At 74.1% G+C, this 21,552-nt stretch carries 22 protein-coding genes; 4 read left to right on the forward strand and 18 right to left on the reverse strand.

Going from position 1 to position 21,552, the window contains the following annotated elements; genetic code table 11:
• Nucleotides 1-247 precede the first annotated feature (247 nt).
• The gene (locus CR938_RS04435; protein ID WP_162123852.1) at nucleotides 248-1,522 is read right to left on the reverse strand and encodes an acetyl-CoA C-acetyltransferase; all 1,275 of its coding nucleotides are present in this window, start codon (nucleotides 1,520-1,522) and stop codon (nucleotides 248-250) included.
• Between the two features lie 155 nt (nucleotides 1,523-1,677).
• On the opposite strand from CR938_RS04435, the gene CR938_RS04440 reads away from it, so the two are divergent.
• Nucleotides 1,678-2,565 (forward strand): hypothetical protein, encoded by an 888-nt coding sequence (locus CR938_RS04440; RefSeq protein ID WP_162123853.1) that lies wholly within the window; start codon nucleotides 1,678-1,680, stop codon nucleotides 2,563-2,565.
• A gap of 45 nt (nucleotides 2,566-2,610) precedes the next feature.
• Here the strand turns inward: CR938_RS04440 and CR938_RS04445 are convergent, their stop codons facing one another.
• The 7 genes from CR938_RS04445 to glnA form a co-directional block, all read right to left on the reverse strand.
• Nucleotides 2,611-3,171: a superoxide dismutase family protein gene (locus CR938_RS04445; protein ID WP_162123854.1), complete on the reverse strand. Its 561-nt coding sequence runs from the start codon at nucleotides 3,169-3,171 to the stop codon at nucleotides 2,611-2,613.
• A gap of 80 nt (nucleotides 3,172-3,251) precedes the next feature.
• On the reverse strand, nucleotides 3,252-4,679 hold the full coding sequence (gene ntrC, locus CR938_RS04450; RefSeq protein WP_162123855.1) for a nitrogen regulation protein NR(I): 1,428 nt from the start codon (nucleotides 4,677-4,679) through the stop codon (nucleotides 3,252-3,254).
• On the reverse strand, nucleotides 4,676-5,716 hold the full coding sequence (locus CR938_RS04455; protein WP_162123856.1) for a two-component system sensor histidine kinase NtrB: 1,041 nt from the start codon (nucleotides 5,714-5,716) through the stop codon (nucleotides 4,676-4,678). Before CR938_RS04455 ends, ntrC begins: the two co-directional genes overlap by 4 nt.
• Before the next feature lie 63 nt (nucleotides 5,717-5,779).
• On the reverse strand, nucleotides 5,780-6,517 hold the full coding sequence (locus tag CR938_RS04460) for an N-acetylmuramoyl-L-alanine amidase (protein WP_162123857.1): 738 nt from the start codon (nucleotides 6,515-6,517) through the stop codon (nucleotides 5,780-5,782).
• A gap of 191 nt (nucleotides 6,518-6,708) precedes the next feature.
• Nucleotides 6,709-8,154: an ammonium transporter gene (locus CR938_RS04465; RefSeq protein WP_162123858.1), complete on the reverse strand. Its 1,446-nt coding sequence runs from the start codon at nucleotides 8,152-8,154 to the stop codon at nucleotides 6,709-6,711.
• A gap of 23 nt (nucleotides 8,155-8,177) precedes the next feature.
• Nucleotides 8,178-8,516, reverse strand: coding sequence for a P-II family nitrogen regulator (locus tag CR938_RS04470; RefSeq protein ID WP_162123859.1), 339 nt, complete (start codon nucleotides 8,514-8,516; stop codon nucleotides 8,178-8,180).
• Nucleotides 8,517-8,817: 301 nt separating this feature from the next.
• Nucleotides 8,818-10,227 carry a type I glutamate--ammonia ligase gene (gene glnA, locus CR938_RS04475; protein ID WP_162123860.1) on the reverse strand — a complete coding sequence of 470 codons (1,410 nt, stop codon included), beginning with the start codon at nucleotides 10,225-10,227 and terminating at the stop codon, nucleotides 8,818-8,820.
• Nucleotides 10,228-10,458: 231 nt separating this feature from the next.
• Between glnA and CR938_RS04480 the strand changes: the two genes are divergently transcribed.
• From CR938_RS04480 to CR938_RS04485, 3 genes are read left to right on the forward strand one after another with little or no spacing between them, the layout of a single operon-like run.
• Nucleotides 10,459-11,250: an undecaprenyl-diphosphate phosphatase gene (locus CR938_RS04480; protein ID WP_162123861.1), complete on the forward strand. Its 792-nt coding sequence runs from the start codon at nucleotides 10,459-10,461 to the stop codon at nucleotides 11,248-11,250.
• A gap of 50 nt (nucleotides 11,251-11,300) precedes the next feature.
• The gene (locus CR938_RS14555) at nucleotides 11,301-11,456 is read left to right on the forward strand and encodes a hypothetical protein (protein ID WP_246190970.1); all 156 of its coding nucleotides are present in this window, start codon (nucleotides 11,301-11,303) and stop codon (nucleotides 11,454-11,456) included.
• Nucleotides 11,457-11,489: 33 nt separating this feature from the next.
• The gene (locus CR938_RS04485) at nucleotides 11,490-12,116 is read left to right on the forward strand and encodes an META and DUF4377 domain-containing protein (protein WP_246190971.1); all 627 of its coding nucleotides are present in this window, start codon (nucleotides 11,490-11,492) and stop codon (nucleotides 12,114-12,116) included.
• A gap of 4 nt (nucleotides 12,117-12,120) precedes the next feature.
• On the opposite strand, the gene CR938_RS04490 is transcribed toward CR938_RS04485, so the two are convergent.
• The 10 genes from CR938_RS04490 to CR938_RS04535 all read right to left on the reverse strand — a co-directional run bounded on the left by CR938_RS04490 (nucleotide 12,121) and on the right by CR938_RS04535 (nucleotide 21,443).
• Nucleotides 12,121-12,630, reverse strand: coding sequence for a GyrI-like domain-containing protein (locus CR938_RS04490; protein ID WP_246190972.1), 510 nt, complete (start codon nucleotides 12,628-12,630; stop codon nucleotides 12,121-12,123).
• 106 nt (nucleotides 12,631-12,736) lie between these two features.
• Nucleotides 12,737-13,348: a YbhB/YbcL family Raf kinase inhibitor-like protein gene (locus CR938_RS04495; protein ID WP_162123862.1), complete on the reverse strand. Its 612-nt coding sequence runs from the start codon at nucleotides 13,346-13,348 to the stop codon at nucleotides 12,737-12,739.
• Nucleotides 13,349-13,370: 22 nt separating this feature from the next.
• Nucleotides 13,371-15,419, reverse strand: a complete 2,049-nt coding sequence (locus CR938_RS04500) for a tetratricopeptide repeat protein (RefSeq protein ID WP_162123863.1) — start codon at nucleotides 15,417-15,419, stop codon at nucleotides 13,371-13,373.
• A 48-nt stretch (nucleotides 15,420-15,467) separates the two neighbouring features.
• Nucleotides 15,468-16,463, reverse strand: a complete 996-nt coding sequence (locus CR938_RS04505; RefSeq protein WP_162123864.1) for a YheT family hydrolase — start codon at nucleotides 16,461-16,463, stop codon at nucleotides 15,468-15,470.
• A 58-nt stretch (nucleotides 16,464-16,521) separates the two neighbouring features.
• Complete coding sequence (locus CR938_RS04510; protein WP_162123865.1) at nucleotides 16,522-17,313, reverse strand: lysophospholipid acyltransferase family protein; 792 nt, start codon at nucleotides 17,311-17,313, stop codon at nucleotides 16,522-16,524.
• 47 nt (nucleotides 17,314-17,360) lie between these two features.
• Entirely contained in the window at nucleotides 17,361-17,783 is a 423-nt protein-coding gene (locus CR938_RS04515) for a hotdog fold thioesterase (RefSeq protein WP_162123866.1), read from the reverse strand.
• Between the two features lie 23 nt (nucleotides 17,784-17,806).
• Nucleotides 17,807-19,726, reverse strand: coding sequence for a phospholipase D family protein (locus CR938_RS04520; protein WP_162123867.1), 1,920 nt, complete (start codon nucleotides 19,724-19,726; stop codon nucleotides 17,807-17,809).
• Nucleotides 19,723-20,292 carry a YceI family protein gene (locus CR938_RS04525; RefSeq protein WP_246190973.1) on the reverse strand — a complete coding sequence of 190 codons (570 nt, stop codon included), beginning with the start codon at nucleotides 20,290-20,292 and terminating at the stop codon, nucleotides 19,723-19,725. The genes CR938_RS04520 and CR938_RS04525 overlap by 4 nt, the downstream gene beginning before the upstream one ends.
• Before the next feature lie 34 nt (nucleotides 20,293-20,326).
• Nucleotides 20,327-20,800: a SixA phosphatase family protein gene (locus CR938_RS04530; RefSeq protein WP_162123869.1), complete on the reverse strand. Its 474-nt coding sequence runs from the start codon at nucleotides 20,798-20,800 to the stop codon at nucleotides 20,327-20,329.
• A gap of 13 nt (nucleotides 20,801-20,813) precedes the next feature.
• Entirely contained in the window at nucleotides 20,814-21,443 is a 630-nt protein-coding gene (locus CR938_RS04535) for a ParA family protein (RefSeq protein ID WP_162123870.1), read from the reverse strand.
• Nucleotides 21,444-21,552: the final 109 nt, after the last annotated feature.

Consider the following 21,552-nt stretch of genomic DNA (forward strand, 5'->3'; position numbering starts at 1 on the left):
CCGACGCGGTGGCCGTGTTCCGCCTGGCCGCCGACGCGCGCCCGGCGCTGCCGCCGGCGCCCCGGGCCGAAGCGCGCCCGGCCCCGGCCCGGCCGGCCGTGGCCCGGCCGGTGCGCACCGCGGCGGCCGCACCGGTCCCGGCCGGCGACGACGACGGCGACTGGCAGGAGTTCTGAGCCCGCCAGGCCCGCAGAAGCCAAAGGGCGGCCCCCGGGCCGCCCTTTTTTCCATGCCGCCTTGGGCCGGCTCAGCGCTCGATGATGGCCACCACGCCCATGCCGCCGGCGGTGCAGATGGACACCAGCGCGCGTCCGCCGCCGCGCTCGGCCAGCTGCTTGGCGGCGGTGGCGACGATGCGCGCCCCGGTGGCGGCGAACGGATGGCCGGTGGCCAGCGAGGAGCCGACCGGGTTGATCTTCTCCGGGTCGATCCGGCCCAGCGGCGCGTCCAGGCCCAGGCGGTTGCGGCAGTAGTCCTCGCTCTCCCAGGCGCGCAGGGTGCACAGCACCTGGGCGGCGAAGGCCTCGTGGATCTCGTAGATGTCGAAGTCCTGCAGGGTCAGGTTGTTGCGGCGGAGCATCTCGGCCACCGCCACGGTCGGGGCCATCAGCAGGCCCTCGCCGTGAACGAAGTCCACCGCCGCCACGTGCGCGTCGCGCAGGTAGGCCAGCGGCTCGTGGCCGTGGGCACGCGCCCACTCCTCCGAGGCCAGCAGCACCGCCGCCGCGCCGTCGGTCAGCGGGGTGGAGTTGCCCGCGGTCAGGGTGCCGCGGCCGGACTTGTCGAAGGCCGGCTTGAGCGCGGCCAGCTTCTCCAGGGTGGTGTCCGGGCGCAGGATGTTGTCGCGCTCCACGCCGCGGAACGGCGCGATCAGGTCGGCGAAGAAGCCGCGCTCGTAGGCCGCGGCCAGCTTTTTGTGCGAGGACAGCGCCCACTCGTCCTGCGAGTCGCGGGAGATGTTCCACTCCTTGGCCATGTCCTCGCAGTGCTGGCCCATGCTCTTGCCGGTGCGCGGCTCGGCCACGCCCGGGAACTCGGGCTTGAGCTCGGCCAGCTTGAAACCCCTGAACGCGGCGATCTTGTCGCGGGTGGTCTTGCCGCGGTTGGCGGCCAGCAGGCGCGAGCGCAGCTTCTTGCCGTAGACGATCGGCACGTCGGAGGTGGTGTCCGAGCCGCCACCGATGCCCGAGTCGATCTGGCCCAGGGCGATCTTGTTGGCCACCGTGATGATGCTGTCCAGGCTGGTGCCGCAGGCGCGCTGCAGGGTGATGCCCGGGGTCAGCGGCGACAGGCCGGAGGACAGCGCCGCCTCGCGGCCCAGGTTCCAGTCCGAGGAATGCTTGATGACCGCACCCATGGCCACCTCGCCGAGCTGCTGGCCGTGCAGGCCGAAGCGCTCGACCAGCGCGCCGAGGGTGCGCACCGACATCCCGAGGTTGCCCACGTCCGCATAGGCGGTGTTCTGCCGGCAGAAGGGAATACGGACGCCGCCGAGAATGGCGACAGGACGGGCAGCGGGCATCGGCCTACCTCGAAACGTTGGGATCGTGTGGGGATGCCTGCACGCGCGCGCAGGCATAATGCGTGGAGTGTAGCTTCCACCCGCAAGGCGGCCAATGACCCACTCCTTCCCCGGCATGAACAACCGGCGCGCGGCCGCGCCGAGGCAGGCCCGCCATGGCTGAGGCCGTCGCCCGCGGCGTGTTCGCCCTCGAGCTGGCCGGTGGCACCGTGCCGGCCGTCCCCGCCCTGTCCCCGGACCCGGCCGGCGAGCTGGCCGTGCGCGTGGGCCGGGACCTGGCCCGGCTGGGGCCGGAGGTGGCGGAGCTGGACCTGGTCCTGGCCGCCGCGCACTTCGACCCGGCCGAGGCGCTGCGCCCGGTCTGGCCGCTGCACCAGCGGCTGGAGGAACGGCACGCGCGCGCGCCCGGCCGCAAGCAGGGGCCGCGCGTGCTGGCCTTCGGCGCCGACGCCGGCGGCGAGGTGCCGCTGCCGTTCCGCGCCGACCCGGAACTGGCCGGCGGCAGCCTGCGCGTGCTGCCGTACCTGCTGGCCGGCCCGCGCGCCGTGCTGGAGCCGGTGGCCGAGGCGCTGGAGGAGCAGCTGCTGCAGTTCGGCATGGCCGCCGCGGACACCGCGCTGCTGGCGCAGGAGGCCTTCGGCGCACGCATCGAGCACGCCCGCTACCTCACCGCGCACGACCTGGCGGCGATGACCGCCATGCAGTACGAGCACCGCGGCCTGGCCCCGCTGTGGCCGCTGATCGAGGCGGCACTGCTGGCGCCGTCGGCGGAAGAATGGCTGGACGCCGGACCGGAGCCGCTGCTGCGGGTGCAGGGCGGGCAGGCGCGGATGGCCCTGTTCGACCCAGCCGCCTGGTGCCGGCACTACCACGGCGGCGCGGGCGAGTGCGGGCAGCTGCAGCGCGCCTACGAGCTCTTCCTGGCGCGCCAGCGCCAGCTGGCCGCGGTGCTGGAGGCGCACGGCATCCCGGTGCTGTACGTGCACTGTGACGGCGCCCATGACCCGCGCGAACTGCTCGCCCAGGGCGGCCAGGACGCCTGACCCCGCCGGCGCGAGGCCCCGGGGCTGCGCCCCGGGGCCGACGGATCACTGCACGATGCGGATGACGCCGCAGGCCAGGCGCGCGCCGGCGTTGCCGGTGGGCTGGCTCTGGTAGTCGTCCGGGTCGGCGTGGACGATCACCGCGCGGCCGGCGATGTCGTTGGCCGCGCCGCCGCCCAGGCTGACCCCGCGCAGGTGCACGTTGACCCGGGCCACGCCGTCGGCGTCGGAGGCCAGGTTGTCCATGTCGCCGGCGTGGTGCGCGCCGGAACCGGCCCGGCCGTGCGGCGCCCCGGCCGGGTTGAAGTGGGAGCCGGCGCTGCTGGCGTCGGCCGCGCTGCAGTCGCCCTTCTCGTGGACGTGGAAGCCGAACTGGCCGTTCGGCGGCAGCCCGCCGACCTCGCCGGCGATGTGCACGCCGTCGCCCATCGGCGCCAGGGTCAGCTTGCCGCTGACCCGGCTGCCGGAGGCCGAGGCCAGCACCGCCACCGCCTGCTGCGCCGTGCCCGCGGCGGGCGCGGCCGGCTCCACGGGCGGGGCGGACGGGGGCGTGCTGCTGCAGGCGGCCAGGGCCACCAGGCCGAGCGAGGCGAGGATGGTGCGCATGGTCGGTCCTCCTGATCCGGGGAAAGCCCCAAGCATAGCGCCTGCCCGGTCCAGGGCGGATGAGCGCCGTGCGAGGGCGTTCAGCCGCGCCGGCGGCGCCCCGGTCCCAGCTTGCGGGTCACGGTGTTGCGGCCCACCCCAAGCAGCGCGGCCGCCTCCACCCGGCGCCCGCCGGTGTGCTCCAGGGCGGCGTTGAACAGCGCCCGCTCGAAGCGTTCGCGCGCCTGCGCGTGCAGCTCGCGCGCGCCGGCCCGCAGCGCGGCCAGCGCCCACTGCGCCAGGCGCCGGTCCCAGTCGTCCCCGCCGGCCGCGGCCACGCCGGGCGCGGCCACCGGCCCCTGGGCCAGGCGCAGGTCCTCGACGGTGATGGTCTCGCCCGGCGCCAGCGCGGCCAGGCGCCAGCACAGGTTCTGCAGCTCGCGCACGTTGCCGGGCCAGTCCATGGCCTGCAGCGCGGCCAGGGCGCCACGGTCGAAGCGCTTGGCCCCGGCGCCCAGCTTGCGTGCGGCCTTGCGCAGGAAGGTGGTGGCCAGCAGCGGGATGTCGCCGCGGCGCTCGCGCAGTGGCGGCAACTGCAGGCGCACCACGTTGAGCCGGTGCAGCAGGTCGGCGCGGAAGCGGCCCTGCTGGACCAGCGCCTCCAGGTCCTGGTGGGTGGCGGCGATCACCCGCACGTCCACCCGGATCAGCTCGCGGCCGCCGACGCGGAAGAACTCGCCTTCGGCCAGCACGCGCAGCAGGCGGGTCTGCAGCGAGGCCGGCATGTCGCCGATCTCGTCCAGGAACAGGGTGCCGCCGTGGGCCTGCTCGAAGCGCCCGATGTGGCGCTTCTGCGCGCCGGTGAAGGCGCCGGCCTCGTGGCCGAACAGCTCGCTCTCCAGCAGCTCGGCCGGGATGGCGGCGGTGTTGAGCGCCACGAACGGGCCGCCGGCGCGCGGCGACTCGCGGTGCAGGGCCTTGGCCACCAGCTCCTTGCCGGTGCCGGTCTCGCCGGTGATCAGCACCGACAGCGGCGCCTGCGCCAGGCGGCCGATGGCGCGGAACAGCGCGCGCATGGCCGGGGTGTCGCCGATCAGCTCCTGCTGGCCATCCCCGTCCGGTGCCGGCTCGGACACCGGCGCCGGCGGCGCGTCGGCCGCCGGCAGCGCGCGCGCGGCCAGGGCCACGGCGTCGTCCAGGTCGAAGGGCTTGGACAGGAACTCGTGGGCGCCACCGCGGAACGCCGAGGCCGTGCTGGCCACGTCGGTGTAGGCGCTCATCACGATCACCGGCAGCTGCGGGTGCGCGGCCTTGAGCCGGTCCAGCAGCACCAGGCCGTCCTCGCCGGGCATGCGCACGTCGGTGAACAGCAGGTCCGGCGCGCCGCGCACCTCCAGCGCGGCCAGCGCACTGGCCGCGTCCTCGAAGCCGTCGACCTCGTAGCCGGCGTCGCGCAGCGCGGTGGCCAGCACGAAGCGGACCGAGCGGTCGTCGTCGACCACCCAAACACGGCGGCTGTCGGCGCTCATGCGGTGGAACCTCCTTCGGGATCGGCCAACGGCAGCAGCAGGGTGAACACGGTGTTCCCGGGCCGGGAACGGTAGGTGAGCGAGCCGCGGTGCTCGCGCGCCACCTGGTGGGCCAGGGCCAGGCCCAGGCCGGTGCCCTCGGCGCGGCCGCTGACCAGCGGCAGGAACAGGTGGTCGGCCAGCGCCTCCGGCACGCCGCAGCCGTCGTCCACGATGTCCACCCGCACCGCCCGCGCGTGCACGCGCTCGCGGATGTGCAGGCCACTCTCCACGCGGGTGCGCAGGACGATGGTCGAGGCGCCGGCCTGCTGCGCGTTGCGCACCAGGTTCCACACCGCCTGAGTCAGCCGGTCGGCGTCACCGGCCAGCTCGGGGATGCTGGGGTCGTAGTCGCGCTGCAGGCGCACGCTGGGGGCGCCCTCGGCCTCGGCCAGGCGCAGCACACGCTCGAGCACGGCGTGGATGTTGAGCGGGGCGTGCGGCCGGTGCGGCGCCGGCGACATCAGCTGGTCCAGCAGCTGGCTCAGGCGCTCGATCTCCGAGCCGATCAGCTGGATCAGCTCGCGCTCGGCGGCGTCCTCCGGGCGCTGCGCGGCGCGCCGGGCCAGCAGCTGGGCCGCGCCCTTCATCCCCGCCAGCGGGTTGCGCAGCTCGTGGGCCAGGCCCTTGAGTGCGGCGGCCAGCGCGCCGGGCAACGACTGTGCGGTGTCCAGCTCGGGGGAGCCGTCGGCCGGGTGGACCTCCAGCAGCCAGCCCTCGCCGGTGCGGGTTAGCCAGCCGTCGGCGTAGTGCGGCGTCTCCCCGGGCAGACCCAGGGCCGAACGCTTCAGGCGCAGGGTGTCGCGTTCGTCCTGGCGCAGGAAGCGGGCCAGGGCGTCGCCCTCTTGCTCCAGCGCGGCCAGCGGCTGGCCGAGCACGCGCCGGGGACCGACCCCCAGCCAGCGCTGGAAGGCCGGGTTGACCCCGGCGATGCGCCCCTGCGCGTCGGCCCAGGCCACCGGCGTGCCGAGCTGGTCGAGGGTCGGGGGAGCGGTCATGGCGTCCATTGCACCAATCTAGTGCAAGACGCCGGCCGGCGCGATGCCGGCCACGCGGCATGCTCAGCGCAGGCGGCGGGCCTGCTGGACCAGCGAGTGGAGGATGCGCAGGTCCTCGGCGTCGAGGGTGTCGGCCTCGTCGCCGCGGTAGTGGCGGCGGTAGGCGCGCACCGCCGCGGCGCGGTCGTGCAGCGGCCAGCCGATGGCCTCCATGGCCAGCCACGGGTCGAAGCCGGGCGGCGGATCGCCGTCGGCCGGGTCCGGCCACAGGCCGAAGCCGGCCTCGGCCAGGCGCCGCCACGGGAAGTGGATGCCCGGGTCGCGCTTGCGCGTGGGCGCCAGGTCGGCATGGGCGATGACCGCGTGGCGCGGGATGCCCAGGCGCGTGCACAGGTCCTCGAGCAGGCGCAGCAGCGCCTCGATCTGCGCGGGCGGGAAGGGTTCAGCGCCATCGTTGTCCAGCTCGATGCCGATGGACGCGGAGTTGAGGTCGGTGATCGTGCCCCAGCGGCCGCCGCCGGCGTGCCAGGCGCGGCGCGACTCCTCGACCAGCTGGTAGATCGTCCCGTCCTCGCCGACCAGGTAGTGCGCGCTCACCGGGCCGCCGCTGTTGCCGGTGCTGAGCGTGAGCAGGCTCTCGGCCACCGAACGCTGCTCGGTGGCGTGGATGACGATGGCCACTGCGCGGCGCTCGTCGTGGTTGGGCGAGGGCCGCCATTGCGCCAGGGGATTGCGCACGGGCGCCTGCGCGCAGGCGGCAAGCAGCAGGACCAGGGACAGGAGCAGGAGACGCGGGATCATGGCCGTGCATTGCACCGCGCCGCGCCGTGCCTGGCAAGCGGCGCACGCCATGGTCCCTGGAAACAGCGGCAGACACGGATCACCTCGGCGATGGCGGGCAGGCCCTGCCCGCCGCACTGGGCCGCCGGCCGCGACCGGCGGCAGAGGACCGGTGCCGGCCCGCGGCGCACGTCGCGGGCCGGCACCCTGGCTCACAGCTCGTACGCGGACTCGCCGTGGGAGGCGATGTCCAGGCCCTCGCGCTCGGCGTCCTCGCTCACGCGCAGGCCGAACACCACGCGGGTCAGCAGCAGCGCCACGGCGGTGACCACCGCACACCAGAGGATGGTGAAGCCGACGCTGACCACCTGGATCCAGACCTGGCTGGCGATGGAGAAGTCGGCCTCGCCGGTGCCACCCAGCGACGGGGCGGTGAACACGCCGGTGAGGATGGCGCCGACGATGCCGCCGATGCCGTGCACGCCGAACACGTCGGCGGTGTCGTCCACGTTGAGCAGCCGCTTCAGGCCGGTGACGCCCCACACGCAGACCACGCCGGCGGCCAGGCCGACCACGATGGCACCCAGCGGGCCGACGGTGCCGCAGGCCGGGGTAATGCCGACCAGGCCGGCGACCGCGCCGGAGGCCGCGCCCAGCGCCGAGGGCTTGCCCTTGGTCAGGGCCTCCACCGCGGTCCAGCCCACCACCGCGGCCGAGGTGGCCAGGATGGTGTTGATGAAGGCCAGTGCGGCAGTGCCGTCGGCGGCCACGGCCGAGCCGGCGTTGAAGCCGAACCAGCCGACCCACAGCAGGGCGGCGCCGATGAAGGTGAACGGCACGTTGTGCGGCTTGAGCGCGACCTGGCCGTAGCCCAGGCGCTTGCCGACGAAGTAGGCGCCGACCAGGCCGGCCACGCCGGCGTTGATGTGCACCACGGTGCCGCCGGCGAAGTCGATCGCGCCCAGCTCGGCCAGGTAGCCGCCGCCCCAGACGATGTGCGCCATCGGGACGTAGCTGAAGGTGAACCACAGCACCGAGAACAGCAGCACCGCCTTGAACTTGATGCGCTCGGCGAAGGCGCCGACGATCAGCGCGGTGGTGATGGCGGCGAAGGTGGACTGGAAGGCGACGAACAGCAGCTCCGGGATGGAGCCGCTGAGGGTCTCCACGCCGATCCCCTTCAGGAACGACTTCTCGGCGAAGGAACCGAAGAAGGCGTTGCCCTCGGTGAACACCGCGCTGTACCCGTAGAAGGACCACAGCACGATCACCAGCGAGGCCACCACCAGCACCTGGCTGAGCACCGACAGCACGTTCTTGCTGCGCACCAGGCCGCCGTAGAACAGGGCCAGGCCCGGCACGATCATCAGCAGCACCAGCAGGGTCGAGGTCAGCATCCAGGCGGTGTCGCCCGAGTCGAGGGCGGCCTCCTCACCGGCGGCCGCCTCCTCGCCCGCGACGGCGTCGGCAGCGGCTTCGGCGGTGGCATCGGCCGGTGCGGCGACAGGCCCGGCAGGGACCGCTTCGGTCACCGGCGCCCCCGTCCCTTCCTGGGCGGTGGCGGGGACGGCCGCGGTGCCGGCGGCCACGGCCACCAGCAGCATCAGGCACAGCGTATGGAACCGGGTCTTCCACCCGGGCAGGCTACGGACGTTCATGGCTGTACTCCGGAGTGGACGGGTCAGAGTGCGTCGGCGCCGATTTCGCCGGTACGGATGCGGACCACCTGTTCGACGGGGGTCACGAAGATCTTCCCGTCGCCGATCTTGCCGGTGCCGGCCGATTGCTGGATCGCCTCCAGCACCGCCTCGACGCGGTCGTCGGTCACGACCGTCTCGATGCGGATCTTGGGCAGGAAGTCCACGACGTACTCGGCCCCCCGGTACAGCTCGGTGTGGCCCTTCTGGCGACCGAAGCCCTTGACCTCGGTCACGGTGATTCCCGACACGCCCGCCTGGGCGAGGGCTTCCCGCACCTCGTCGAGCTTGAACGGCCGGATGATGGCAGTGATCAGTTTCATGTTCGCATCCCGATGGTGGAGGTCCCGGCCTGGCGGCCGGCGTTCGGAACCAGGAGCGGCCGGACCCGCGGGCCCGGCGCGCCCCGTACGACATGGCCGCTCCATGACGGCGGCGGCGCACCGATTCACGGACTGCACCCGACTTCCCTGGGGGGAGGTGTGCAGGCCCGTCGAATCCCGTTGCTTCCCCTGTAGCTGCGTGCGTTCTCCTCTGCCGGAGGCCGCCCGGTTCCCCGGCCGGGCGGCGCTGGTCGGATGCGGATGCGGAAGCGGCGCGGGGTTCCCCCCCGCGCCGCTGCGCTCAGTTGCCGTAGTAGAGCTGGTACTCCAGCGGGTGGGTCGCCGCGCGGAAGCGGGTGACCTCCTGCATCTTCAGCGCGATGTAGCCGTCGATGAAGTCGTCGCTCATCACGCCGCCGGCCTTGAGGAACTCGCGGTCCGCGTCCAGCGCCTCGAGCGCCTGGTCCAGGCTCGAGCACACCTTCGGGATGTTCTTCTCCTCCTCCGGCGGCAGGTCGTACAGGTCCTTGTCGGAGGGCGCGCCCGGGTCGATCTGGTTACGGATGCCGTCCAGGCCGGCCATCATCAGCGCGGTGAAGGTCAGGTAGCCGGACTGCAGCGGATCCGGGAAACGGATCTCGATGCGGCGGGCCTTCGGGCTGGACACCCACGGGATGCGGCAGGAGGCCGAGCGGTTGCGCGCCGAGTAGGCCAGCATCACCGGCGCCTCGAAGCCCGGCACCAGGCGCTTGTAGCTGTTGGTGCCGGCGTTGGCGAAGGCGTTGATGGCGCGGGCGTGCTTGAAGATGCCGCCGATGTACCACAGCGCCAGCTGCGACAGGCCGCCATAGCCGTCGCCGGCGAACAGGTTCTTGCCGTCCTTGGACAGCGACTGGTGCACGTGCATGCCGCTGCCGTTGTCGCCGACGATCGGCTTGGGCATGAAGGTGGCGGTCTTGCCGTTGCGGTGGGCGACGTTCTTGACCACGTACTTCAGGGTCAGCAGCTCGTCGGCCTTCCGCACCAGGGTGTTGAAGCGGGTGCCGATCTCGCACTGGCCGGCGGTGGCCACCTCGTGGTGGTGGACCTCGACCGGGATACCGATCTCCTCCAGCACCTTGCACATCTCCGCGCGCAGGTCGTGCAGCGAGTCGGTCGGGGCCACCGGGAAGTAGCCGCCCTTCACGCCCGGGCGGTAGCCGGTGTTGCCGGTGTCGTACTCGCGGCCGCTGTTCCAGGCCGCCTCCTCCGACTCGATGTGGAAGAAGGTGTGGCCCATCTCGTTGGCGAAGCGCACCGCGTCGAAGATGAAGAACTCCGGCTCCGGACCGAAGAACGCGGCGTCGGCGATGCCCAGGGACTTCAGGTAGGCCTCGGCGCGCTTGGCCACGCCGCGCGGGCAGCGCGAATAGGCCTGCATGGTCGCCGGGTCCAGGATGTCGCAGGTCAGGACCAGGGTCGGATCGGCGGTGAACGGATCGATGAAGGCGGTGTCCGCGTCCGGCAGCAGCACCATGTCCGACTCGTTGATGCCCTTCCAGCCGGCGATCGACGAGCCGTCGAACATCTTGCCGTCCTCGAACAGCGACTCGTCGACGATGCTGGCGGGGAAGGTGACGTGCTGCTGCACGCCGCGCATGTCGACGAAACGCAGGTCGACGAACTCGACCTTGTTGTCCTTGATCAGCTTCTCAACGTTCTCCACGGACATCGCTTGCAAACCTCGGGTTGGTGGGTACCCCTTCCATAGCAGGGGCTGTGCCAACCCGCGGCGCGTACGTAAGCCATTGATTCGAATGTATTTCCACAGGAGTATGCGCCGCCCCGTCCAGCCATTTGCACTTTTCCTGTGCAGGAATGCACTGTAAAGGTGCACCTGGTGCGGTGCCACGCACCGCCGGCCGGTCACGTATGCTGGGCACCTTTGACCCCGCACCCGCCCGTGTCCGACATGCTCTCCGCCCTGCTGCTGGGCGTCCTCGAAGGCCTGACCGAGTTCCTGCCGGTGTCCAGCACCGGCCACCTGCTGATCGCCCAGCACTGGCTGGGCGCCCGCTCGGACTTCTTCAACATCGTCATCCAGGCCGGCGCGATCCTCGCCGTCACCCTGGTGTTCCGGCAGCGCCTGTGGGGCCTGCTCACCGGCCTGGACGACCCGGCCAACCGCGATTACGTGGCCAAGCTGGCGGTGGCCTTCCTGGTGACCGCACTGGTCGGCTTGCCGGTGCGCCTGGCCGGCTGGGAGCTGCCGGAGACGGTCACGCCGGTGGCCACCGCCCTGGTGCTGGGCGGCGTGTGGATGCTGGTGGCCGAACGCCTGGCCGAGCGCCGCGGCGACGTGGCCACGGTCAGCTGGAAGGTGGCGGTGCTGGTGGGCTTGGCCCAGGTGGTGGCCGGCGTGTTCCCCGGCACCTCGCGCTCGGCCGCGGCGATCTTCATGGCCATGCTGGCCGGCACCTCGCGGCGCCCGGCCGCGGCCGAATTCGTGTTCCTGGCCGGCATCCCGACCATGTTCGCCGCCAGCGGTTACGCCTTCGTGGAACTGGCCGCCGCGGGCGGCCTGGGCCGCGAGCCCTGGGACGAGGTGGCGCTGGCCTTCGCCGCCGCCACGGTGACCGGCTTTGCCGTGGTGCGCTGGCTGATGGGGTACATCAAGGCCCACCGCTTCACGGGCTTTGCGCTATACCGCATCGTGCTGGGCCTGCTGCTGCTGGCGTTGATGCCCGGACAGTAGCCCTCCGGCGCAGGGCCCGGCACACGTTCCCCCGACAAGGAGCCGCTGCCATGCGCCCTGCCACCCCGTATTTCCGCCTGGCACTGCCGGGCCTGCTGCTGGCCCTGGCCGCCTGCGGCAGCACCCCGCCAGCCGATCCGGCCAGCCCCGCGCCCGCCGCCGGGAAGGCCGCCGCGCCGGCGCTGCTGGCGGCCCACCACTGGTAGCTGCGCGAGGCCCGCGACGCCGCCGGCCGGCCCGTGCCGGCGCTGGCCGGACGCGCCGACCGGCCGGTGCAGCTGGATTTCGCCGACGGCCGCCTGGTGGTGTCCAACACCTGCAACCGCATGTCCGGCCGCTACCGGATCGAGGACGGGTTGCTGGTGATCGAGCGGCTGGTGTCCACGCTGATGGCCTGCCCGGACCCGGCGCTGATGGCCCTGGACCGCGAGCTGGGCACGCGCCTGGAAGGCCGGCCGCACCTGGCCCTGGAGGACGGTGGGCCGCCGCGGCTGGTGCTGGCCACCGCCGCCGGCGAGCGCCTGGTGTTCGCGGGCCGGCCCACCGCCGCCACCCGCTACGGCGGCGAACCGGAGCGGATCTTCCTGGAGGTGGCCGCCGAGACCCGGCCCTGCGAGCACCCGTTGATGGGGCAGGTGCAGTGCCTGCAGGTGCGCCGGCTGCATTACGACGAGCGCGGCCTGGCCGTGGGCGACCCCGGGCCCTGGGAGAACTTCTCCGGGCCGATCGAGGGCTACCGGCACCAGCCGGGCGTGCGCAACGTGCTGCGCGTGGACCGCTACGTGCGCGAGCCGGCGCCGGCCGACGCCTCGCGCTACGCCTACGTGCTGGACATGGTGGTCGAGTCGAAGCAGGTCGCCCCGTAGCCGCTCAGGCCATCGGCTGGCGCAGCAGGGTCCGCAGCTTCTCCGGCGCGCTGCGCCGCGGATCGTCCAGGTAGATCTCGTGGTGCCGGCCGCGCAGCGTCGAGCGTTCGCCGATCCAGGCGTGCAGGCGCGCGATGGCCGCCCCCTCGTCCCGGTACGGCCCCACGTGCAGCACCTGCGCGCAACGCCCTTCGGTGAAGGTTTCCAGGCGCAGTCGCTCCAGCGCCGGCAGCGCCTTCTTCGCGCGCACGCCGGCCACCGCTTCGGCGACCAGCTCCGCGCCCGCCTCCGGCGGCTGCATGATCATCGCCGTCCACCGCCAGGCGGCGCGTTCGCCGCGCAGGAAGCTGGCCGGGTCGTCCGCCCACCACAGGCCTTCCAGCGGCATCACCACGTAGTCCAGCGCGTGCCGGCGCCTGAGCGCGAACTTCACCGCGTAGGACACCGCGTACAGCGCCTCCACGGCCTCGCGCCAGGCCGGCACGGTGTCCGGGTCGCCGCCGCCGTCGACCATCAGGAAGGGGAAGGCGGGAACGTCCAGCTCGACGATGCCCGCTGCCGGACGGTACAGCGGTCCCAGGCGGCGCTTGAGGTCGATCTTCGCGACGCCCCCCCGCGACTCAGCCCAGCTGCGGATTGAGCGTGTAGGTGCCGTACAGGACCGCCTCGGCCAGCACGTGGCCCTGCATGGCGCGCAGCACGTCGGCGGCAGTGAACCGCTCCGGCAGCTCCAGCCTGTCCACGTCCAGTGCGAACAGGCGGAAGAAGTAGCGGTGCACGCGCAGGTCGTTGAACGGCGGGTACGGGCCGGCGTAGCCGAAGTAGGCGCCGCCCATGTCGGCGTCGCCGGCGAACCAGCCGGGGTAGTCGTTCAGGCCCTGGCGCGCGCCGGCCCGGCCCGGCGGCTGCCGCTTGCCCTTCGCGGTGACGCCATCGCTGCAGCTGCCGGCCGCGATCTGGCGCACGTCGGCGGGGATGTCGGCCATCGCCCAGTGCACGAATTCCGCGCGCGGCTGTTCGACCGGAATCTGCAGGTCCTGGCGGCCGACGGTCCCCGGCACCGTCGGCGCGTCCGGGTCGATGCACAGCAGGGCGAAGGAGCGGGTCCCGTCGGGGACCCCGTCCCAGGCCAGGTGCGGGTTGCGATTGGGCGCGAACCCGTCGGGCCGGCCCATGGCGAACTCGGCCGGGATCCGGCCGCGATGCTCGAAACTGTCGCTCCAGATGCGCATGGCAGTCCTCCGTGGTCAGTGTTCAGGGTAGCCCAGGCGCACGGCCACCGGCTGCAGGCGCGCGAACGCGTCGGCCAGCAGCCCGGTGTAGGCGCGCCAGCGCCCGGCGGGCAGCCCGCGCGGATCGCGCGGGGCCGGCGGCAGCGGGAAGCCGAGCGCCTGGCCGAGGCGGGCGGCCAGCTGCGGCGGATCGGCCAGCACCTCGTCCAGGCGCAGCAGCACGTGCGGGTACAGGTCCTGCTCGTGCAGCTGCGCCACCTGCTCCAGCCGCGCCGCCAGCCACGCGGCGGCCGCCCCGGGCGCCTCCAGCGCGAACGGCGCGCCGCCGGCGATCCAGCCCAGCAGCATGTCGCGCGGGTCGCGCAGGGCCAGCAGCAGGCGGCCCTCCGGCAGGTGCGGGCGCAGCGCCAGCAGCAGTGCGTTGTCCCACCACGGCAGCCAGTCCACCGCAACGCCGTTGCCGATGCCGCGCGCCGGCAGGGCACGGCGCCAGCGCGCCACCAGCTCGTCCGGCGGCAGCCGGCCCGCGGCCAGCGCCGCGGCGGTGGCGGGGCTGCAGCGGATCGTCCGGCGGCCGCGGGCCGAAGCGGTCGCGCAGCACCGGACCGCCGCCGGCCACCAGGGTGTCCACCACCCGCTCCACGCCCGAGCCCGGCGCACCCCATACCAGCAGCACCTGCGTCTCCGGCGCCGGCGCGGCCGCGTCCGGCCACGGGCCGGCGACCTCCGCCGGCGGTGGCGGCGGCGGCAGCCGCCCGCCGTGCTCGGCGTGCAGCGCCAGCCATTCGGCCAGGGCCTGGTCCGGGCGCCCGGCGCGGTCGAGCAGCTGGCCCAGCCAGCTGCGCACACCGGCGCGCGCGGCCTCCTCCGTCTGCGCCGCCAGCAGCGCACGGGCCTGCGCCAGCGCGGCCTCGGCGTCGCGCTCCAGCAGGGTCTCGGCCAGCATGCGGCCAGCCACGAAGTCCTCCGGGCGCAGCGCCAGCACGCGCCGCGCGAACGCCTCGACCCCGGCCGGGTCGCCGGCGCGCTCGCGGTCGAACAGCGCCGCGTGCAGTGCCGGCACGTGCTCCGGCATGGCCGCCAGCCAGCGCTCCAGCACCTGCGCGCCCTCGGCGGTGCCGGGCGTCTCCAGTACCAGGCGGGCGGACCACGCCGCGCCGGCATCGGGGTGCGCGGCCAGCACCGACTCGAGCGTGGCGCGGGCCTGTTCGCGCTCGCCGCGCGCCTGCCACAGCCGCATCAGCCCGTCCAGCACCGCCAGGTCGTCCGGCAGCCCGTCCAGCGCGCGGCGCAGGTGGGCCAGCGCCTCCCCGGCGCGGCCGGCGCGCAGCGCGTACAGGCCCGCGGCCCGGTACAGGGCCGGGGCGGCCTCGCCCTCCAGCAGCGGCGCCAGCACGTCCACGGCCTCGCCGGGACGGCGCTGGGCGTCGACCAGCTGGGCCAGCAGCGGCCGCAGCTTCGCCGCGGCCGGAGGCGCCAGCTCCATCACCCGGCGCAGCGCCTGCTCGGCGAACGCCAGGTGGCCGCGGGCCAGGTAGGCCAGGGCCAGCACCGACAGCAGCTGCGGATCGTCCGGCAGCCGCTCGGCCGCGGCGCTGGCGTGGCGCAGCGCCTGCTCGGCGTCGCCGCGGCGCAGGGCCAGCATCGCCTGCACCGTGGCCAGGTGCGGGTCGCCCTCCGGGGCGATGCGCGCGGCGGTGCGCAGGGCCTGCCCGGCCGCGTCCAGGTCGCCGCGCAGCAGCGCCAGCCGCGCCTGCGCCAGGTAGGCCGGCACCAGGTTGGGGTCCAGGCCCAAGCTCTGGTCCAGGGCCTCGCGCGCGGCTTCCAGGCGGCCGCCCTGCACCAGCAGCACGGCACGGTCCATGTGCAGCCAGGCGTTCTCCGGCGCCAGGCGGAGGGCCTCGTCCAGCGCGGCCAGCGCCGCGTCCGGATCGCCGGACTGGGCCAGGGCCACGGCCAGGGCGTGCCGGGCGGCCGCATCGTCGGGGGAGGCCTCGGCCCATTCGCGGGCCAGGGCCAGAGCCTTGTCCAGGTCGCCGCCCTGCAGCGCCTGCTGGATCGCTTCCTGCATGGTTTCCGGGACTTTCGCGTGGAAAAGTCCCGAGTGTAACGGGCCGGCTCAGTCCGCCGGGAGGGCCGCGCACAGGCGCGCGGCCAGCCAGCGCTCGGCGAAGCCGTCGCCGGCCAGGTTCTCCACGAAGGCGCAGTGGCCGCCCCAGCGCGCCACCTCCAGGCGCGCCGTGGACGGCAGGCGCCAGCGCCGAAAGTCCTCGAACGGGATCACCGGATCGTCCTGCGCCATGAGGATGTCGGCCGGCACCTGCAGCCCGGCCAGGCGGTCGCCGGCGATGGAGTAGCTGTCGAAGTAGGCGTCCAGGCTGTCGAAGCCGGCGTGGCGCTGCGCCAGCCAGGCCATCAGCCCGCGCATGTCCTGGGCCAGCACCGAGTCGTCCCAGCGGTAGCGCTCGGGGAACAGCTCGCGCTTGCGCCGCAGCGAGCTGCGCCACTTGCGCCGGAAGTACCAGTCGTAGATCGCCGGGGCCCGCTCCATGTGCGCCAAGGTGGTGGCCGGGTCCACCAGCGGGCAGACCGCGGCGATGTGCCGCAGCGGCAGGCCGGCGACGCGGGCGCACAGGCCCAGGCGCAGGGCGAAGTTGCCGCCCAGCGAGTAGCCGGCTACCACCAGGTCGCGCACGCGCAGGCGCCGCACCATGTCGACGGCGGCGTGCACCACCTCGTCCAGACGGTTGGAGTGGAACAGCTCCTCGTTGAGGTGGTGGGTCTGGCCGTGGTCGCGGAAGTTGAGGCGGAACACCTCGAACCCGCAGCGCAGCAGGCGGGCTGCGGCCAGGCGCATGTAGCCGGACTCGGCGCTGCCCTCCCAGCCGTGCAGCAGCAGGGCCATGCCGCGCGCGCGCGCGCCGGGGACGCGGCTGTGCCAGCCCTGCAGGCGCGCGCCGTTGCCGCCGTCGAGGATCAGCTCCCGGGTGTGCGCGCCGGTGGCGGCCAGGGCGCGGCGGCCACGCAGGCGGCGCAGGTGGCTGGAGCCGAGCACCGACTGCAGGTGGGGATTGCGCAGCAGCAGCGGCGGCAGGTAGTCGGCCGCCGTCGGCATGGGCACCCCCGCTCCGGTCCGGCCCGCATCCACAGCCATCACCCCCGCCGGCCGCGCCTCACCGCCCCATCACCGCCACGATGCGTTCGCGCGCCTGTTCGGCGATGCGGCGGCGCCCCTCCACGTTGCCCGGCGGGATCGGCTCCAGGAAGTGCACCTCGGCCACCCGCGCCGGCTCGCCGAGCAGGCGGAAGAAGTTGGCCACGAAGCTCTCGCCCGGGCCGAAGGCCACCACGGTCTGGGCGCCGCCGCCCTCGCCGTAGCGCAGGGCCACCGGCTGCACCGGCACCTGCGCCTCGACCGCGGCCTGGAAGATGCGGGCGTGGAACGGCCCCACCTCGCGGCCGTCGCGGGTGCGCCCCTCCGGGAACACGCCCACCGAGCGGCCCGACTCAAGGCGCCGGCGCATCTCCTCCATCACGCCGTTGAGCGAGTCGCTGTTGCCGCGCTGGTGGAAGATGGTCTGCCCGCGCGCCGCCAGCCAACCGACCACCGGCCAGCCGGCGATCTCGCGCTTGGCCACGAAGCCCATCATGCGCTGGCTGTGCAGGACCTCGATGTCCACCCAGCTGACGTGGTTGGCCACGAACAGGGTCGGGCCGGGCAGCGGCGCGCCGACCCGGCGCAGGCGGAAGCCGAAGATCCACATCAGCCCGGCCGACCAGGCGCGCACCGCGCGGTCGGCGACGGTCTCCTGGCCCCAGCGCCGGCGCCCCAGCACCGGCGCCTGGCACAGCAGGCACAGCGGCAGGGACACCAGCAGGTGCAGCAGCAGCAGCGGGAGGCGGTAGAGGTAACGGAGACTGCGCGCCAGGCCACCGGCCCTGGCGCGATGGGGATGCTGAGCCATAGGGCGCCCACGATACCGGATGCGCCGCCGCCTGCGCATCCGTCCCCTCAGCCCACCGGCACCACCGCCAGGGTCAGGCGCGAGACGCACACCGGCCGGGCGCGCTCGTCCTCGATGCGGATCTCCCAGACCTGGGTGGTCCGGCCCACGTGCAGGGCGCGGGCGGTGCCGGTGACCACGCCCTCGCGCACCGCGCGCAGGTGGTTGGCATTGATCTCCAGGCCCACGGCCATCTGCCGGCGGGTGTCCAGGCACAGGTTGCCGGCGCTGCTGCCCAGGGTCTCGGCCAGCACCACCGAGGCGCCGCCGTGGAGCAGGCCGTACGGCTGGCGGGTGCGCGGCTCCACCGGCATGGTCGCACGCAGCCAGTCCTCGCCGGCGGCGGTGAAGACGATGCCCAGGTGCTCGATCAGGGTGCCCTGGCTGAGGCGGTTGAGCGCGTCCAGGTCGACGGGGGCGCGGAAGATCATGGAGGTGCGGGTTCCCGGGGTGGCTAGAGGATCGGCACCAGGCCGGCGCCGAAGGCGGGGAGCATACGCGTGATCAGCGAGCGCGGCCCCAGGCTGACCTCGGGGAAGTCGCCGACCGGCTCGTAGCAGCGGTGGAAGTCCGGCGCGGTGCGCGGCAACGGCGCCGGGCAGTCCGGGCCCGGGCGGAACTCGTAGTTGGTGGCGTAGCGCCACGGCCACACGTCCAGCACCGGCGAACGCTCCAGCACCTTGCCCACGCTGTAGTTCAGGCCCGACAGCACCGGCGGCCTGGAGCGCGGCGCCACGGCCCAGGCGTTGCCCGGGGCGATGTCGCGCTCGATGCTGGCGGCCAGCGCCCGGGCGAAGGCCGGGTCCTCGATCACCACCACCGCCTCGGTGTTGTAGTTCTCGCTGCGCGGGTCGAAGTTGTGCGTGCCGATCACGCCGATGCGGCGGTCGATCACCAGTGACTTGGCGTGCAGGCCCATGCGCGAGCCGCTGCGGGTCACCGGCAGCGGCCGGTTGGCCGGGGCGCTGGCGCGCAGAAGCGACGGCCGGGTCTCGGTGCGCAGCTTGTCCTCCACCTGGCGCGGCTGCGGGCCGCGGCTGCCGCCCAGGCTGCCGCCGGGAAGCTCGCTGCGCGGCACCGTGGGGCCGGCGTCGGCGCCGGGGAGCCAGGACAGGGCCGGGTCCACCGGCGGATCGGCCGGGAACGGCTTGTACTCGTACAGGTCGAAGCCCAGCTCGCGCACGTTGCGGCGCTTGTACTTGTAGCTGAGCGCGTAGACGATCGGGTTGTCGGTGGCCGCCAGACTGTTGGTCGACACCACCACCCGTGGCGGCCGCGGGCGCGCGCGCAGCTCGCGGAACACCTCCACCGCGCGGTCGGACAGCACCAGGTACGGGGTCTGCAGCAGCACCTCGCGCTCGGCGTGGGACAGCAGGCTGGCCAGCCCGGGCGCGCCGCCGTCGGTGACGCCCTCGTGGTGCTTGTCCGGGCGGTCGGCCAGGTAGGCCACCCGGCCCACCGGCAGGGCGCGGCCGGCCAGGCGCTCGCGCACCAGCGCCGGGTCGGCGGCCACCGCCGACATCCGCTCCACCCGCTCCGGGTGCGCCGGCCGCGCCGGCGGCATCTCCGGCACCCCGCGCGCGAGCAGCAGCTTGCCCACGTCGCGCAGGTGCGCCACCGGCACGGCGCGGCGGTCGTTCCAGTACTCCTGGAAGTTGCGCGCCATCTCCCGCACCACCGGGCCGGCCACCAGCACGTCGCGGTCGCGGAAGTTGTACTGCCGGTCCCAGTCGTAGTAGTCGTCCTGGTAGTTGCGCCCGCCGGTGATGCCCACCGCGTCGTCCACCACCAGCAGCTTGTTGTGCATGCGCTGGTTGAAGCGGCGGAAGCAGCACAGCACGCTGGCGGCGTAGTGCAGGTAGTTGGGCTTGGCCAGGCCGAAGGTCGGGTTGTAGATGCGCAGCTCCAGGTTGGCGTGCGCGCCGGCCAGGGCGGCGAGGATGTCCAGGTCGGCGATGGCCGACAGCTGGTCGATCAGCAGCCGCACCTTCACCCCGCGGCGGGCCGCGGCCAGCAGCTCGTCCAGCACCAGGCGGGCGCTGTCGTCCTTGTCGAAGATGTAGGTCTGCAGGTCGATGCGCCGGGTCGCGCCGCGGATCAGGTCCAGGCGCGCCACCAGCGCGTCGGCGCCGCTGTCCAGGATCAGCGCGTAGTGGCGCGGCGCCTCCGGCGCGGAGGCGGCGAAGGCCTGCCCGGCCAGGCCGCGCAGCGGCGAGGGCGGGGCGCAGCGGTCCGGACGCTGGCAGTTCACCGTGGTGTCGCGCGCGGCCAGGGCCACGGCCTCGGCCTGCGCGCGCTTCTCCGGGGACAGCGTGGCGCAGGCGGCCAGCGGCAGCAGCAGGGTCAGCAGCAGCAGGCGCAGCGGCAGCCTCATGGCGCCTCCTCCCGCAGCCACACCTGCATGACGAAGCGGACCCGGTCGGACAGCACCATCCGCCAGTCGGCCATGCCGTAGCGGCCGCGGTCGATGTCCCCGCGCACCGACACCGGGCAGTCGCGGCCGGGACGGGCGCAGGCGGCCGGTGCCACCTCCAGAACCTCGGCGTGGGTGTGCGCGCGCAGGGTCAGATGGCCGCGCAGCGGACCGCCGGCGGCCAGCACGGCCGGGTCGTAGGGCTCGGACACGAACTCCATCCACGGATACCGCAGGGGGTCGAAGAAGTGCTCGCCGCGCATCCAGGCGGTGTAGCGCGGACGGCCGGGGATGACCGCCTCGGCCGTGGCCACGCGCAGGCGCACGCGGTGACGGCCGTCGGCCAGCCGCTCGACCAGGCCCTCGTAGCGCGGGAACTCGCCCCCCAGGCGGTGGCCGACGCGGGTGCGGACCTCGAAGCCCAGGTGGCTGCGCGCCGGATCGACCCGCAGCGGCGGCTGCGACGCGGACACCGGCGCGGCGCTGCCGGGCGGCGCCAGCAACGCCGCCAGCAGGAACCAGGGCATCCACCTGCGTTCCCGGACCGGCCGCACCATGCGCTCAGGGCCACCAGAACGCCGACAGGCGACCCACGCCCGGCTCGATGTCCGTCCCCGGCAGCGACAGCACCGCCACCGCCGCGGTGGGCATGCCGCGGTACTGGCCGGACTGGCCGCTGTGCAGCAGCGCCACCAGCCGCTCCATGCCGGGGTTGTGGCCCACCAGCATCAGCCGCTCGACCTCCCGGTGCTCCTGCAGCAGGCCGATCAGCGTGCCGAGCGTGGCCTCGTAGATGGCCTGCTCCAGCCGCTGCTCGACGTAGCCGGCGACCTGCAGCACCGCCTCCAGCGTCTCGCGGGCGCGCCGCGCCGGCGAGCACAGCACGCAGTCGGGCACCAGGCCCTGGGCCAGCAGCCAGCGCCCGGCGGCCTCGGCCTCGGCCAGGCCCTGCGCCGACAGCGGCCGGTCGATGTCGGCCTGGCCCGGCGCGGCCGGCTCGGCGTGCGCATGGCGCAGCAGGATCAGTTCGCGCACGCGGGCTCCCCGTTCATGCCTTGGCGATCCATTTCAGCAGCGGTTCCCAGTCGGCCTGATGCTCGCGCACTTGGGCCGAACGGTAGTCGAACAGGCTGCGCCCCAGACCCACCAGGACCACGTAGGCCTGGGTGTCGCGCAGCTGCGCCAGCACCGGGTAGGGCCAGCCCTGCAGCATCTCCAGCGCCTGCCGGGAGGCGTGCGTCCACGGCCGGGTGCGGTTGAGCACCAGCCCCACCGGCAGGCGCCGCTGGCGCACCCGCGGCACTTTGCCAAGGGTGTTGAGGAATTCCACGGTGGCCTCGATGTCCAGGGCCGAGGGCTGCACCGGCACCACCACCGCGTCGGCGGCCTCCAGCAGCCCCTCCAGGTCGCCGGCCAGGGCGCCGGCGCGCGCGTCGATCACCATCTGCTGGCTGTCGGCCGGCACCGCGGCGCGCCAGTTGCGGCGGGTGGCGTCCACCGGCAGCACCGCGCTGTCCAGCGCCGCGCGCCGCTGCGCCCAGCGGGTGGCCGAATGCTGGGGGTCGGCGTCGGCCAGCACCGTACGCCTGCCCTGCAGGGCCGAATGGGCCGCCAGGTGGGTCGCGATTGTGGTCTTGCCCACGCCGCCCTTGGAACCGGCCACCAGAATCGTCTTCATCCGCGGCTGCCTCCCGATTGGCCTGCCGGCAGGGTACACCGCGTGCCGTGGCGGCGGTAGGAAGCGCGCCGGCCGGCTTGCTATCGTGGCGCGGATCCCCCCGGACCGC

The organism is Pseudoxanthomonas taiwanensis, from assembly GCF_010093135.1.
Taxonomy (GTDB): Bacteria; Pseudomonadota; Gammaproteobacteria; order Xanthomonadales; family Xanthomonadaceae; genus Pseudoxanthomonas; species Pseudoxanthomonas taiwanensis.

Excerpts from the sequence above, each read along its gene's own strand:
- CR938_RS04435 (WP_162123852.1), bottom strand. The coding sequence starts at position 1,522 with ATGCCCGCTGCCCGTCCTGTCGCCATTCTCGGCGGCGTCCGTATTCCC.
- CR938_RS04440 (WP_162123853.1), top strand. The coding sequence starts at position 1,678 with ATGGCTGAGGCCGTCGCCCGCGGCGTGTTCGCCCTCGAGCTGGCCGGT.
- CR938_RS04445 (WP_162123854.1), bottom strand. The coding sequence starts at position 3,171 with ATGCGCACCATCCTCGCCTCGCTCGGCCTGGTGGCCCTGGCCGCCTGC.
- ntrC (WP_162123855.1), bottom strand. The coding sequence starts at position 4,679 with ATGAGCGCCGACAGCCGCCGTGTTTGGGTGGTCGACGACGACCGCTCG.
- CR938_RS04455 (WP_162123856.1), bottom strand. The coding sequence starts at position 5,716 with ATGACCGCTCCCCCGACCCTCGACCAGCTCGGCACGCCGGTGGCCTGG.
- CR938_RS04460 (WP_162123857.1), bottom strand. The coding sequence starts at position 6,517 with ATGATCCCGCGTCTCCTGCTCCTGTCCCTGGTCCTGCTGCTTGCCGCC.
- CR938_RS04465 (WP_162123858.1), bottom strand. The coding sequence starts at position 8,154 with ATGAACGTCCGTAGCCTGCCCGGGTGGAAGACCCGGTTCCATACGCTG.
- CR938_RS04470 (WP_162123859.1), bottom strand. The coding sequence starts at position 8,516 with ATGAAACTGATCACTGCCATCATCCGGCCGTTCAAGCTCGACGAGGTG.
- glnA (WP_162123860.1), bottom strand. The coding sequence starts at position 10,227 with ATGTCCGTGGAGAACGTTGAGAAGCTGATCAAGGACAACAAGGTCGAG.
- CR938_RS14555 (WP_246190970.1), top strand. The coding sequence starts at position 11,301 with ATGCGCCCTGCCACCCCGTATTTCCGCCTGGCACTGCCGGGCCTGCTG.
- CR938_RS04490 (WP_246190972.1), bottom strand. The coding sequence starts at position 12,630 with ATGGTCGACGGCGGCGGCGACCCGGACACCGTGCCGGCCTGGCGCGAG.
- CR938_RS04495 (WP_162123862.1), bottom strand. The coding sequence starts at position 13,348 with ATGCGCATCTGGAGCGACAGTTTCGAGCATCGCGGCCGGATCCCGGCC.
- CR938_RS04500 (WP_162123863.1), bottom strand. The coding sequence starts at position 15,419 with ATGCAGGAAGCGATCCAGCAGGCGCTGCAGGGCGGCGACCTGGACAAG.
- CR938_RS04505 (WP_162123864.1), bottom strand. The coding sequence starts at position 16,463 with ATGCCGACGGCGGCCGACTACCTGCCGCCGCTGCTGCTGCGCAATCCC.
- CR938_RS04510 (WP_162123865.1), bottom strand. The coding sequence starts at position 17,313 with ATGGCTCAGCATCCCCATCGCGCCAGGGCCGGTGGCCTGGCGCGCAGT.
- CR938_RS04515 (WP_162123866.1), bottom strand. The coding sequence starts at position 17,783 with ATGATCTTCCGCGCCCCCGTCGACCTGGACGCGCTCAACCGCCTCAGC.
- CR938_RS04520 (WP_162123867.1), bottom strand. The coding sequence starts at position 19,726 with ATGAGGCTGCCGCTGCGCCTGCTGCTGCTGACCCTGCTGCTGCCGCTG.
- CR938_RS04525 (WP_246190973.1), bottom strand. The coding sequence starts at position 20,292 with ATGCCCTGGTTCCTGCTGGCGGCGTTGCTGGCGCCGCCCGGCAGCGCC.
- CR938_RS04535 (WP_162123870.1), bottom strand. The coding sequence starts at position 21,443 with ATGAAGACGATTCTGGTGGCCGGTTCCAAGGGCGGCGTGGGCAAGACC.